11 protein-coding genes are annotated in these 13,547 nt (G+C 67.3%); 4 read left to right on the top strand and 7 right to left on the bottom strand.

Annotated features, from left to right (window positions below; translation table 11 throughout):
* Window positions 1-2,226, bottom strand: coding sequence for an MMPL family transporter (locus tag ABIC21_RS04105; RefSeq protein ID WP_354349139.1), 2,226 nt, complete (start codon window positions 2,224-2,226; stop codon window positions 1-3).
* 213 nt (window positions 2,227-2,439) lie between these two features.
* On the opposite strand from ABIC21_RS04105, the gene ABIC21_RS04100 reads away from it, so the two are divergent.
* Window positions 2,440-2,970, top strand: coding sequence for a MarR family winged helix-turn-helix transcriptional regulator (locus ABIC21_RS04100; protein WP_354349138.1), 531 nt, complete (start codon window positions 2,440-2,442; stop codon window positions 2,968-2,970).
* On the opposite strand, the gene ABIC21_RS04095 is transcribed toward ABIC21_RS04100, so the two are convergent.
* A complete protein-coding gene (locus ABIC21_RS04095) occupies window positions 2,897-4,252 on the bottom strand; it encodes an APC family permease (RefSeq protein WP_354349137.1) in 1,356 nt (451 codons plus the stop codon). The genes ABIC21_RS04100 and ABIC21_RS04095 overlap by 74 nt on opposite strands.
* A 142-nt stretch (window positions 4,253-4,394) precedes the next feature.
* Here ABIC21_RS04095 and ABIC21_RS04090 point away from each other — a divergent pair, with 142 nt between their 5' ends.
* On the top strand, window positions 4,395-5,210 hold the full coding sequence (locus tag ABIC21_RS04090) for a class I SAM-dependent methyltransferase (RefSeq protein ID WP_354349136.1): 816 nt from the start codon (window positions 4,395-4,397) through the stop codon (window positions 5,208-5,210).
* Between the two features lie 22 nt (window positions 5,211-5,232).
* Here the strand turns inward: ABIC21_RS04090 and ABIC21_RS04085 are convergent, their stop codons facing one another.
* Window positions 5,233-6,009 carry a hypothetical protein gene (locus ABIC21_RS04085; RefSeq protein ID WP_354349135.1) on the bottom strand — a complete coding sequence of 259 codons (777 nt, stop codon included), beginning with the start codon at window positions 6,007-6,009 and terminating at the stop codon, window positions 5,233-5,235.
* Between the two features lie 118 nt (window positions 6,010-6,127).
* Window positions 6,128-8,620 (bottom strand): OpgC domain-containing protein, encoded by a 2,493-nt coding sequence (gene opgC / locus ABIC21_RS04080; protein ID WP_354349134.1) that lies wholly within the window; start codon window positions 8,618-8,620, stop codon window positions 6,128-6,130.
* A 163-nt stretch (window positions 8,621-8,783) separates the two neighbouring features.
* On the opposite strand from opgC, the gene ABIC21_RS04075 reads away from it, so the two are divergent.
* A complete protein-coding gene (locus ABIC21_RS04075) occupies window positions 8,784-9,308 on the top strand; it encodes a hypothetical protein (protein WP_354349133.1) in 525 nt (174 codons plus the stop codon).
* 45 nt (window positions 9,309-9,353) lie between these two features.
* Window positions 9,354-9,977: a LysE family transporter gene (locus tag ABIC21_RS04070; RefSeq protein ID WP_354349132.1), complete on the top strand. Its 624-nt coding sequence runs from the start codon at window positions 9,354-9,356 to the stop codon at window positions 9,975-9,977.
* Window positions 9,978-9,993: 16 nt separating this feature from the next.
* On the opposite strand, the gene menE is transcribed toward ABIC21_RS04070, so the two are convergent.
* The 3 genes from menE to ABIC21_RS04055 are packed head-to-tail and all read right to left on the bottom strand — an operon-like array spanning window position 9,994 to window position 13,497.
* Window positions 9,994-11,568 carry an o-succinylbenzoate--CoA ligase gene (gene menE / locus ABIC21_RS04065; RefSeq protein WP_354349131.1) on the bottom strand — a complete coding sequence of 525 codons (1,575 nt, stop codon included), beginning with the start codon at window positions 11,566-11,568 and terminating at the stop codon, window positions 9,994-9,996.
* A gap of 53 nt (window positions 11,569-11,621) precedes the next feature.
* A complete protein-coding gene (locus tag ABIC21_RS04060) occupies window positions 11,622-13,001 on the bottom strand; it encodes an MFS transporter (protein ID WP_354349130.1) in 1,380 nt (459 codons plus the stop codon).
* Between the two features lie 40 nt (window positions 13,002-13,041).
* On the bottom strand, window positions 13,042-13,497 hold the full coding sequence (locus ABIC21_RS04055) for a MaoC family dehydratase (protein ID WP_354349129.1): 456 nt from the start codon (window positions 13,495-13,497) through the stop codon (window positions 13,042-13,044).
* Window positions 13,498-13,547: the final 50 nt, after the last annotated feature.

The following is a 13,547-nucleotide window of genomic DNA, read 5'->3' as shown; positions in this document are numbered from 1 at the left end:
CTAGCGGATTCCCGCCTCGGCTGCTTCCGGCTCCGGGGCGGACGGCAGGGCGCGTGCGGCGGCATCTGTCTCGGGGCGCCCCAGCTTGCTCGGCCACCAGATCCGCGGGCCGATGTCGTAGGCCAGGGCCGGGACCAGCAGGGACCGGACCACAATGGTGTCCAGCAGGACCCCGAAGGCCACAATGAACGCCAGCTGCACCAGGAACATGATGGGGATGACGCCCAGGGCCGCGAAGGTGGCCGCGAGGACTACGCCGGCGGAGGTGATCACCCCGCCGGTGACGCCCAGGCCGCGCAGGATGCCGGGCCGGGTGCCGTGCTTCAGGGATTCCTCCCGGACCCGGCTCATCAGGAAGATGTTGTAGTCCACCCCAAGCGCGACCAGGAAGACGAACCCGAAGAGGGGCACGGTGGCATCGGCGCCCGGGAACCCGAAGACGTTGTTGAACACGTAGGCGGAAACCCCCAGCGCGGCGCCGTAGGACAGGACCACCGAGGCGACCAGCAGGACCGGTGCCAGCACGGAACGCAGCAGGATCATAAGGATCACGAGGATGACCGCGAGGACCACCGGGATGATGGTGACGAGGTCACGCTGGGCGGTGGTGTTCGTGTCCAGCGCAGTGGCGGTCACGCCGCCGACCAGGGCGCCGTCGTCAACCTTGTTGAGTTCCTGGCGGAGGGCCACCACAACGTTTTCGGCCTCGTTGGAGTCCGCGGCGAAGTTCAGCGTCGCGTTGATCAGGACCTTGCCGTCCCGCACCGCGGGAGCCGTGGGGGCGGCGGGAGCGCCCGGGGCAGCCGGTGCGCCCGCGATGATCGGCACGCCGCCGTCGGCCAGCAGGTACGCGTCACCGACGCCGTCGGTCGCCTTGGTCTGTTCCAGCACTTCCTGCGCCTTGGCCTCGTTGGCGACGATCACGACAGGGCTGCCGGTTCCGGCGTCGAAATGCCGGGCCAGGGCGTCCTGGCCGTCAACGGCGTTGGAGGCGGTGAGGATGACATCGGTCTGCGGAACCCCGTTGGCCTTGAGCTGCAGGACGCCGGCGGAGGCCACCAGGAGAAGCAGCACGGAGGCGGTCCAGACGGTCCGGGGCCGGCGGGAAACGAGGGAACCGGTGGCGCGCCAGAGGCCCTTCTGCCCCTCAAGGCCGGTGATAATTGCAGGCTCGCGTTCAGTCTCCGGGAGCAGCCTGGGGAGGAACGGCCAGAACGCGGCGCGGCCCAAAAGTGCCAGCAGAGCCGGCAGCAGGGTGAGGGCCGCGAAGAGCGAGCAGAGGATGCCCGCGGCGGCTACCGGGCCGAGGGCCTTGTTGGAGTTGAGATCGGAGAACAGCAGGCAGAGAAGCGCGATGATGACCGTGGCGCCGGAGGCAACGATGGGTTCCCACGAATTTTTCCACGCCGTCAGCGCGGCGGCCGTGCGGTTGGTGGTGTGCGTCAGCGCCTCGCGGAACCGGGACACGTAGAGCAGCGCGTAGTCCGTGGCGGCACCGATCACCAGGATGGACAGGATGCCCTGGCTCTGGCCGTTGAGCTGGATCCAGCCGAGCTTGGCCATGCCGAAGACCAGCAGGATGGCGGCGCAAAGGGCGAAGACCGAGGTGAAGAGGACGACAATCGGCAGCAGCAACGAGCGGTAGACAACCAGCAGGATCACGAACACCGCACTGAGTGCCGCGAGCAACAGGATGCCGTCAATGCCGGCAAAGGCACTGACGAGGTCCGCCGTCAGCCCGGCCGGACCGGTCACGAAGGTCTGCATGCCCTCCGGGGCGGACGCCTGCACCTCGTCGCGGAGCTCCTGGACGACTTCCTTTACCTCGCCGGCCGAATCGATCGGGACCACAAACTGCACGGCTTTGGCATCCTCGGACGGAATGGGGCCGATGACGGTGCTGCCGGCGCCGACGGCCTCCAGCTTGCCCTTGAGGGCCGCCACCTCACCGAGCTGGTCCGGGGTGAAGGCGGATCTGCTCTCAATGACAATGACGGCGGGGATCTCGTTGGTGTCCCGGAACTTGGCCTGCCAGTCCTGGACCTCCGTGGCCTCGGCTCCGGCCGGCAGGAAGGACGCCTGGTCGTTCGAGGAAACCTCGTCCAGCCGGCCAAAGGTGGGGCCGCCGATCCCGGCGATGGCCAGCCAGGTGATGACGAGCAGGACGGGAACCAGCCAGCGCAGCCAGAAGGGGACGCGGGCACTGCCGGGTTGGGTCTTGTTCATGGTTCCTTCTGGTGCTTGCCTCGGAGGAGTAGAATTGAGTCCATAATAGACTATCTCCACAATGGAGATAACCCTTACGGGATCAAAACTTGGGAAAACCGCGTGACCTCCCCGGGCTTAGCCGGGTCAATGCCGCGTGGCGCTGAAGTAAACTCCGGAGGGCGCGCTCTGCGGAGCAGGCGTCACAGGCAACAGCAGAGAGGAGGGTGCACCGTGACCATTGATCCCCCGGGACGCCCCGAATCTTCCGGGCCGCCGCCGCTGGTGCGGCTGCTGCAGGAGTTCAGTCTGGAGGCCAACCGCTACGTGGATTCCGCCGGCGGCCGCAACGACATGCACCGGACAGACCTCAACGCCCTCGCCGTGATCATGCAGCACACCGCGAGGAACCAGATCGTCACCCCCGGCGTGCTCCGCAAGGAACTCCACCTGAGCTCACCCGCCACCACGGCGCTGATCGACCGGCTGCACAACTCCGGCCACGTGGTCCGCGAACGGCAGGGTGCGGACCGCCGCCAGGTCCAGCTCCGGATGACGCCCAAGGCCTACCGCGACGGCGGCGCGATGTTCCAGCCGCTGGCCCGCCACATGGCCGCCGCGATGGCCGAATTCACCCCGGCGGAACTGGAGATCGCCACCCGGTTCATGACCTCGATGATCGAGGCCACGGTCAGCGCCGGGCAGGAGGCGGCGCAGCAGACGGTGCCGCCGCCAACGGGACCGCATCCAACTGCACCGCAGTAGTTGACGTTTCCGGACGTCCGGACGGCAGTATCCTCCAGCCAGCCGGGCGGCCCACCCAGACAGCGGCCACGGCCAGCCCCAGCGGGACCGCGAGCGCCGAGCCGCTGAACAGCAGCACCGCCAGCATCACTCCGGCGGCCACGATAACGCCGAACCAGGCCGGCGTCCGGGCGGGCAGCAGACGGATCCCGGCCAGCAGCCCAAACGCTGTCACGGCGGTGAAGCAGGCCGACGCCGCGGCGATCTGGAACTGCATACTGCCCAGCCCGGCCGCGGCGGCCCCGAAGGACAGGAACGTCATTCCGGCCAGCAGCCCAAGGCTGGCCCTTGGCACCTGGCCCGGACCGGCGCCCCGCGCGAACGCCCGCGGCAGCACGCCGTCGGACGCCAGGCTGGCACCCAGCCGGCTGGCGCCGGCGACGAAGGTGTTGATCGGGCCGAAGGTCAGCACCGCGGCGGCGACGGCGGTCAGCGGGGCCGCGAGTCCGCCCAGCCCCTTCTCCAGCAGCAGCGCGATCGGGACGTCGCTGCCCGGAAGGGCCGGGCCCAGGACGGCGACCGAGGCGGCGGCCACGCCAAGGTAGACCACGCCGACCACGACCAGGGTGAGCCAGGTGGCCCGCTTGAGGTCCCGTTCCGGGTCTCGGAATTCGCCCGCGAGATGCGTGACCGCCTCCCAGCCGGCGAAGCAGAAGAACAGCAGGCTGGCCACCCCGCCCACGGCCCAGTAGCCATGCGGCGCGAACGGTTCGAAGTGTTCCGCCCGGGCAAACGGCGCAGCCAGGGCCACGGCCAGGGCCAGCAGTCCGACCAGCAGCACCATCAGGACGAACTGGATGCCGCTGGACATCCGGATCCCCACGGCATTGCCCGCAAAGGCGGCAGCCAGCAGCAGCGCGGCAGCGACCAGCGCCGTCCCGCGCCCGCCGCCGAGGGCATGGGCGATGTAGTTGCCGCCGATCACGGCCGTCGCCGGAGCGCCGAAGGGGATGGCGAAGTAGAAGAGGTAGCCGGCCACGGCCGAGGCCCGCCGGCCGTAGGCCCGCGTGACGAAGTGCGCGATCCCGCCGGCGTCGGGCTGCTGGCGGCTCATCTCCGCGAAACTGAAGGCCACGGGGGTGCAGAACACGAGCAGCAGGGCCCAGGCCAGGAGCGACGCCGGCCCCGCTTCCCTGGCGGCGATGGCCGGGAGCACCAGGATTCCCGAGCCCAGGATCGCCCCGACATAGATGCCGGTGGCCCGGAACAGGCCGAGCCCTGCCTTGCTGCTGTTGGTCTTCACTCCTCTAATCATCCGCACAACCGCCCCGGCCAGAAGCGGCAAAACTGACGGCCACACGCGAAATCCTGCCTTCTTGCCGGCTGCTTTCCCCGCTTGCCCCCGCTTCTGCCGCTTTGAAGCCGCGAGGCGGTAGCGTTTCCTTATGAGTGCGCAGCAGCCTGACGATGTGTACAGCCACGGCCACCACGAGTCGGTGGTCCGCGCCCATGCCTCCCGGACGGCGGAGAATTCCGCGGCGTTTGTGATCCCGCACCTTACCCCCGGGGTTTCGGTGCTCGACGTCGGCTGCGGGCCGGGCAGCATCACCTGCGATTTCGCCGGGCTCGTCTCCCCCGGGAAGGTCACCGGGCTGGACCGCTCGCCCGAAGTGATCAGCCAGGCGGCCGCCCTCGCCGCCGAGCGCGGCGTGCAGAACGTCGAGTTTGTCGCCGGCAACATCTACGACCTCGACTTCGAGGACGAAACGTTCGACGTCGTGCACGCCCACCAGGTCCTGCAGCACCTCACGGACCCGGTTGCTGCGTTGCGGGAAATGCGCCGCGCCGCCAAGCCCGGCGGGATCGTGGCGGTGCGCGACGCCGATTTCCACGGCATGAGCTGGTACCCGGCCGTCCCCGAGCTTGATGAATGGATGGAGCTCTACCAGCGGATCGCCCGCCGCAACGGGGCCGAACCCGATGCCGGCCGGCGCCTGGTCTCGTGGGCCCAGGCCGCCGGGTTCACCGACGTCGCGCCCTCCAGCAGCAACTGGCTCTACGCCACCGGCCAGCAGCGCCGCTGGCAGGCCCGGGTCTGGGGTGAACGTGTGCTGCACTCGGCCTTCGCGGACCAGGCGCTCGAGTACGGCTTTGCCAACGCCGCCGACCTGGCCCGGATTTCGGCCGGCTGGCACCGCTGGGGTTCCACCGATGACGGCTGGTTCCTGATCCCCAACGGCGAGGTGATCGCCAGGGCGTGAGTGCCCCGGCCGGGGCGGCCATCTATTCCGGCAGCGCGGGAAGCGTCACGCCGGCGTTGTCGCCCATGCCGCCGTTCTCGCTGAATCCGACGACGCCGATCTTCACGTCCTCGGCCCGGTGGACGTCGGTCATGGTCGCGGTGCGCGCCCCGCCCTCCACCATGCCGGCAGGGAAGCCGTCCACGGTGACGCCCCAGCGGTAGGGCTCCGGCCCATCAGGTTCCCATGTTATTTGGACGGTGCTGATGCCGTCCGCGTGGGCTGTCACCACCACGCCCACGTTGACCGGCGCGGCGGGGAGCCCGTCCCGCGGGCCCCGGTCGATGTGGACCCCGGTTGATGCCGTCGACAAGCCTCCCGTGGCATGGATGATCCGCACTGTCGCGGCGCCCTCGAACACGGCGGAATAGCTGTGGGTCGCCACCGGGATCGGACCCACCTCGTCAATGACACCGTCGCCGTCGAAATCCCATTCGTACTGCGCAATGTTGACCCCGCGGGGCAGCGATTCCGAGACGTTGAAGGTGATCGTCTGGCCGGGCATGGCGTAGTAGTCGGGGTTGGCGAACCGTGCCGCGGGCAGGGGCACGGCGGCTTGGCCCGCTGCACTCCCCGGATTCGCCGCAAACGGCGTCGTGGCGGCCGTCTGTCCCGGGACAGCCTTCTGGGATGCCGCAGCCGCCGTGGCGGCTGCGGTCTGCGGGACAGTTTCTGACGGCTGTCCGGACCCTGGCAGCGCGCAGGACGAGGCGGTCAGCAGGACGGCCCCGGCCAGCAGCGCTCCGACAATCCTGTCCATCGACTCCCCCAAGCCCGGCTGTCCGCACTGAGACCGTGCAGTTGACTGCATCCTAGCCTCCCGCGGCCGGGCTGTCTCCATGCATCGGGCGGTGGGCGACGGAGCTGGCGGGGCGGGGTCAGCGGGGGATGATCCGGAACAGGAACTTCGTCTTGACCATCGTCCACACCAGGCCCAGCACCAGCACATAGGCACCCGTATTCAGCCAGACGTTGCCCAGGTGCAGCACGGGAATATTGGCCACGGCCAGGATCAGGAACACATGGATGATGAACACATACAAAGTGGCCTGCCCCAGCGGGATCAGGAACCAGCCCAGCGCCCGTTCCAGCAGCTTCCAGTAGGCGGTTAAGAGGGTGTAGGCAGTGATGACCACCAACACGACATTGAGCAGCCGCCCCGCACCCAGATACGTCCGGCCGAAATAGCCGCTGTAGAGCGTCTGGTGCAGGGCGTCCGGCAGCAGTGCCAGCCGGACGTCGTAGGCGTTGGACAGGTAGGGGCTGGACCAGGCGAACAGTGCAAAAAGGACCGTCAGCAGCGCACAGAGTGCCAGCACACCCTTGTGGCGGGAAAACCACTCCACGAGGGGCCTGCGGTAGTAGCCGGCGGTCAGGCCCACGACAAAGAGGATCTGCCAGACCATCAAGGGAAAGGAATCTTCGAACTGGGAGGGCAGGACTCGGATCCGGGACAGGGCCCCCACCGTGTAGACGGCGGCGCTGACGAGCAGAACCAGCCATGCCAGCTTGCGGGACAGCGCCCACAGGATCAGGGGGCTGAGCAGCAGGAGTACGACGTACAGGCCCATGATGTTGAACTGCCACGGGCCGAACTCGAGCAGCAGGATTTTCGGGATCAGCCAGGCCGGGACCGGAAACTGCAGCAGCCCCTCCACCTCCGAATACAGGTCATAGCTGCGGCCGGCCGCCGCGGTGCCCACCGCGCCGGTCCCCTGGTCGGTGAAGGCGGTCAGGACCGAGCTCTGGACCAGCGGGAGGAGACTGATAGCGAAGACCGTCATGACGACGGTCAGGGCCGTGACGTAGAGCTTCCAGGAGCGGCCGGCGGTTTTGTCCACCACGTCCCCGAGGTTGTCGGTGATCCTTGGCCCGTAGACCATGCCCAGCACCGCGCCGGAAAGCAGGACAAAGAATTCCGCGCCGGACACCGCGCCGATCGTTTCCTGGGTCAGCAGCTGGAACAACGAGGTGAGGCCAACGTGGTTCACCACCACAAACAGGATGGCCATGCCGCGCAGCATATCCACGCGCCTGTCCCTGGCGTGCTCGTCCTGGTAGGCCCACGACCGTGCGGCCGGCCAGCGGAACGGGAGCACCCACAAGGCGGCGGCCAGCATCAGCCCCGCCGCCGCAGCCAGCCACGCCCAGCCACCGGCAATTACCCTGCCGCCCGATGAACTGCTGGCAGCGTCCCCGCCCCCTCCCGCCGTCGGCGTTCCCATCAGGAAGCGGGCCTCCCCGAGCCCGGTTGCCAGCGCCGAAGCGGTGCCCGATTCCGCCGTCAGGCGCCAGTCGATGGCCACCTCACCGGAGGCGCGCAGTTCAACGGTTTCGTTCCACAGCACTGCCCCGACGTTGTTGTATCCGGCGGCCGGAGACGCGAGTATCTGGCTCAGCCAGGCGCGTTTAATGTCCCCTTCACTGGGCCCGCCGTTTGCCGGGCTGTAGAAGGCCCCCGTTTCGAGCAGCAGCGGCTTGGCCCTGGCGACGGCATAGCTGGCGTAGAAGTTTGAGTCCGCAGCGGCCTGGACCGGCTGCGCGGGTCCCAGCATGCGGGTAAGACCGTCCGCGGCAGGCAAGGAGTTGACCGGCGGCCCGCCGGCGGAGTCGTCATGGAACGCGGACAGGCCAACCCAGTCCACGGCGTCATCCCCGGGGTAATACGGCGCGTAAGCCGCATCCTCAAGGTTCCAGGCACCGTCGGCATTCGTGTCCAGGGCGTCGAAGCCCGGGCTGCCGGGCTGTGCAACGTCCGGAGCCTGGACAAAGGGGTAGTCCCTTCCCTGGAACGGCGACCAGACCATGACGGGCTTTTCCAGCGTTCCGCGCACCGCGGCCGTCACGGCACGAAACGCCGCAGTGTACTCAACCGGCTTCTGGCCCCAGGCCGCCCAGCCCGCATTCATGTCGGGGGCGAAGCGGATGAACAGACGGCCCGTGAACCCCTCGGCCATGACTTTCATTTCCTGCGCCAGCGCGGCTGAGGTCTCCGTGTCGACCTGCGCCAGGGGAACCCTCGGATTGACCGTGATCAGTGCATCGGCGCCGGCGGACCCCGCCTGTTCCAGGAACTGCGGGATGAAGGTCTTTTCGTCCTCCTGGACCGGCAGCGACATTTCGTGGGCATAGAGCGCGGCCGGTTTCCCCAGGCGCCGCGCGTACTCGGCGGCCGAATCCTTCGACCAGTCAAGCTGCACCCCCCACAGCGGCCCCGTTCCCGTCTCCGCTGGAGTCTCGCGGTCCGCTGCCCCGGCTGCGCCGAGAACCGTGCCTGGCCTGCTGGCCTGCGCCGATGCTCCGGAAACGGCCGTGAACGGCAGGGCCAGAAGGAGGAACAGCAGGAGGGATAACGCGCGGCGCAGTTTCACAGTCGCAATAGTAGCCACACGGCACCGCGCAGCCTCTTTCGGCCGCGGCTGAGCCGGGAAGGGGCGGCGAAACCAGTACCCGTTGACCGTCAGCGGCAGGCCGTTGTCCACATAGCCTCGGTCCGCCCTGGAGCTCGGACGGCGGGCTTCCTAGCATCAAGACATGATCATCCAAGCAGGGTTCGACTTCGAGATACTCGCCCGCCCGTTGATCTTCCAGCAGGGAAGACTCACGCCCAGGCTCGTGCTGATTTGCCTGGACGCGGACATGCAGCTGGACAGCGTGGACGTTGTCGCCAACCACTTCGAGGGCTGCGTGGCCCAATTTCACGATGCCGTCCTGGCCGCGCTGGATCCGAAATGCACCAAGTACTTCGCGATCGCCCACCCCGGCAGCCTCAGTGAAGACTTCCGCTTTTCGGACCCGATCCTGGACGAGGTCCGCATCCTGGAATCGAAGGCCGCCGAACGGGGGATGCAGTTGATTGGCCACATCGTCATCGACGAAACGGGTTATTGGTCCACCCGCGCGCGCATGTACTTTGATCAATATCCGAGACACAACGACCTTCCCAGGACCATGCTGCACTGGTCCCGTTCGAAGCTGATCCGCTGCCTCTGCGCCAGGGGCGACCCAGCGTGCGGACCTGCCGGCGTGCCGAACGGCCGGGGCGTGACGGCGTTGTGACGCGAAGGCCGCGGGCAGCCCCGCCCGCGGCCGTACACTAAATCAGTGCAACCTTCCCTGTGGCTGGCCCTGGCGGGCGCCGGCGTCCTGATCAGCTTCACGCCCGGTGCGGGCGCCATCAACACGATGAGCAATTCCCTGAACTCCGGCTTCCGGCGTTCCATCTGGGGCATCCTTGGCCAGCAGGCGGCCCTGGTGGTGCACATCGTGATCGTGGCCCTCGGCGTCGGGGTGCTGGTGGCCAGTTCGCCGGTCGCGTTCAACGTGATCCGCTATGCCGGCGCCGCCTACCTTGTCTACCTGGGCATCCAGCAGTTCCGGCACAAACCCGATCTGGACCAGGAGAAGGCCGCCGCGCTGCGCAACGAGCCGGCCTTCTCCATGTTCCGCCGCGGCCTGTGGGTCAACCTGCTGAACCCCAAGGCGATCGTATTTTTCCTGGCCTTTATGCCACAGTTCATCCGCCCGGAACAGCCGCTGCTGCCGCAGTACCTGGCCCTGTCCGCCACCGTGATCGTGATCGACATCCTCGTCATGTGGTTCTTCTTCGCCGCTGCCGCCAAGTCCTTCCAGCGCTTCACGCACGATGCCCGCGGGCAGCTGATCCTCAACCGGACGTTCGGCGTGCTGTTTATGGCCGTGGGGGTCCTCCTGGCCCTCATCCACTGACAGAGCCGACTGCCAGTCACGGCTGCACGGAACTCAGCTTCCGCAGGTCGGCCTTCCTGATCTTGCCGCTGGCCGTCCGGGGCATCTCATCGACAAACACCACGGACTTGGGGATTTTGTAGCGTGCCAGGCGTCCTTCCAGATACCGTCTGAGCTGCTCTTCAGTGAGTTGGGCACCCTCGCGCAGCAGAACGACGGCCCGGGGCACTTCACCCCACTTCTCATCCGGCACGCCAATCACGGCCACGCTTCCCACCGACTCGAGTTCCGTGATGGCCTGTTCCACTTCGGCAGGATAGATGTTCTCGCCGCCGGAAATGATCATGTCCTTGATCCGGTCCGAGATGAAGACGAACCCGTCGTCGTCTTTGTATCCCATATCGCCTGACTTGAACCAGCCGCCCTCTGCATAAGACTCGGCGGTGGCGTCAGCCCGGTTCCAGTACTCGGGAAGCACGTTCGGGCCCTTGATCTGGATCTCGCCGACCGTCCCCGGCGCTGCGGTGCTCCCGTCAAAGCCGGCGATCCGCACATCCGTGAAGAACTGCGGAAGCCCGGCCGACCCAGCTTTGTCTCTGGACCGGGCCGCCGGCAGGGTTGTGGCGCCCGGTGCTGTCTCGGTCATGCCGTAGCCGTTGGAGAACCGCAGGCCGCGCGCTTCGTACGCCTCCAGCACCCGCATCGGCACCGCTGAACCGCCGCAGGTGAGCTTGTTCAAGGAGCTGAGGTCCGCGGTGGCCCAGGCCGGGTGCTCGGCGAGCATCTGATAGGTGGTGGGCACCCCGCTGATGGTGGTCGCCCGGTGCCGCTCAATGAGTTCTAGTGTCCGGCCGGGGTCGAACTTCGGCTCCAGCACCACAGTCCCTCCCTTCAGGAGGGTCGGCAGGACGCCCATGTCCAGCGACGCCACGTGGAACATCGGCGAAATCATCAGCGCCACGTCCTGCGAGGAGAAGTCGAAATCAACGATCACGTTGATGCAGTTCCATGTGACGTTGCCGTGGGTCAGCAGGGCACCCTTGGGCCGGCCGGTGGTACCGGAGGTGTAGAGGATCATGGCACCGTCGTCCAGAGTGACCGCTTCATCGACCGGCTGGTCCGAGCCGGAGGCCACCAGGTCCTCGAAGTCCTCCACCGGCGTCGCTCGCCCGGTGGGTCCACCCTTCACCGCCTGGCCGCTGCCGGCGCCCGCATCGTCGGCGACGGCCACGAGGGTCGCCACCGCCGTTCCGTCAGCCCCGCGGGCTGCCAGCTCGCCGAGGCTGCCGGCATGGATAAGCACCCCGGCGCCGCAGTCCTGCAGCTGGAACTGGATTTCCGGCGGTGCCAGCCGCGTGTTGAGCGGGACGAAGATGGCGCCCACGGTTCCGCAGGCAAAGAGGGTCTCCAGGAAGGACGGGTGGTTCTCGCCCAGGTAGGCAACCCTGTCCCCCTTGGCCACGCCGCGGTCCCTCAGGGCGTTGGCGAGGCGGACTGCCCGGTCAGCGAACTGTTCATAACTGAGTTCCCGGTCCCCGCTGATCAGGGCGGTTTTGCTGCCGGACTTCGGGCGGCGACGCTGCAGCCACGAGCCGATGCCAAAATTTTCCACGGCGAATCCTTTCTACTGTGAGGTTAGCCCGTTTGACAGGGCCCGATGAAGGGTCAGGCCTGGACGGTCTGGAGGTCGTTGTTCTTCGGTTCCCGGGTCAGCAGGATGAAGACGATGGAGACCACCGACATGGTCGCCAGGTACCAGACCACCGATCCCGTGTCCTGGCCTGAGTCCTTGAAGATCTGGGCCACGATGCCCGGGGTGAACCCGGCGCCCAGCAGGGTTGCCAGCTGGTAGCCCAGAGACGCGCCGGTGTACCGGGAGGTGGTGCCGAATTGCTCGGACACGAACGCCGCCAAAGGACCGAACAGCGTGGAATGGATCATCAGGCCGATCGCGAACGCCACGAAGATCAGCATGATGTTGTTGGAGGAGAGCAGCTGGAACATCGGCACCAGGTAGATGACGAACAGAACCAGTCCGCCGATCATCACCGGCCGCCGGCCCACCTTGTCGGAAAGCCGGCCGCCCATGATCACGAACACGATGGAGACCAGCGAGGCAGCGGCGAAGGCGTACAGCACGCCCTGGCGGTCGGCGCCCTGGGAGACGGCGTAGGTCACCGAGAACGTGGCCAGGACCACCTGGAGCCCGAAGCCCGCGGCGCCGGCGAGCATGGTGAAGATCAGCGTCTTCGGCCGCCGCAGCACCTGCACCAGGGGTGCGGCCTGCTTTGCCGTGGTTCCGGCGCCGTTCCCCTGCGCCTCGTTCTCCCGTTCAGCTTGCTCCTGCTCGGCCTTTTCCTGCTCGATGGCGGCCGTGAAAATCGGGCTTTCGGACACTTTAAGCCGGACGAACATGCCCACGCCCAGCAGCACGAAGGAGAGCAGGAACGGCACCCGCCAGCCCCAGGCGAGGAACTGGTCGTCCGGCAGGGCAGAGAATGCGCCCATGACCAGGGTGCCCAGGACGGCGCCGGTGGGCGCCCCGGCGTTGACGAACGAGGCGGCGAAACCGCGTTTGCCCGATTCGGAGTGCTCCAGCGCCATCAGGGCGGCCCCGCCCCATTCGCCGCCGACGGCGATGCCCTGGAAGACGCGGAGAATCACGAGGAGCACCGCACCCCACGGCCCCGCCACGGAGGCACCCGGGACCAGGCCGATGAGCGTGGACGCCACGCCCATGACCAGCATGGAGATGATCAGCATGCCCTTGCGGCCCATCCTGTCGCCGAAGTGGCCGAAGATGATGCCGCCTAGCGGGCGGGCCACGTAGCCCGCTGCAAAGGTGCCGTAGGCGGCCACAACGCCCACCCAGTCGTCCATGCCGCTGAAGAAGACCTTGGGGAAGACGACCGCCGCGGCCGTGGCGTAGAGGAGGAAGTCGTAGTACTCGATGGTGCTGCCCAGGTAGCTGGAGGCAATGACCGTGCGTGCTTCCTTGCGTCGCTCGGCGGTGCCCATCGCTTGAAGCTGAGTGAGTCCTGACATGGTTGTTCCTTTGAACAGAGGGAGGGTTCGTGGAGGGGTTTTACTTGTAGAAGCGGGCAAGGAATTCGGCGACGACGGCGGGGCGCTCCTGGCCCTCGATCTCGATGGTGTTGGCGACCTTGATCTGGGCTCCGCCCTTGACCTCGGTGACTTCGCTGATGGTGGCCCGCATGCGGATCCGCGCGCCTACCTTGACCGGGGATGTGAAGCGGACCTTGTCCAGCCCGTAGTTGACCTTCGTGGTGACGCCGTCGACGTCGAACAGCTCGCCCCAGAAGGGGATGATGAGCGAGAGGGTGAGGAAGCCGTGGGCGATTGGGGCGCCGAATGGGCCGTCCTTGGCGCGTTCCGGGTCAACGTGGATCCACTGGTCGTCTCCGGTGGCGTCGGCGAACTTGTTGATCTGGTCCTGGGTGATTTCGCGGTACTCGGTGACCCCGAGATCGGTGCCGGCGAGGGTGAGCAGTTTGTCGAAATCGACGACGAGATTGGGCATGGTGTCCTCCTGGAGGGCTGGGTGGGGTAGGGAACTGTCCGACGGCGGTG

This window comes from Pseudarthrobacter sp. PvP090, from assembly GCF_040547365.1.
Lineage (GTDB): Bacteria > Actinomycetota > Actinomycetes > Actinomycetales > Micrococcaceae > Arthrobacter.
Note: the sequence above shows the minus strand (reverse complement) of the source record. Positions and strands in the feature narration are given on the sequence as shown.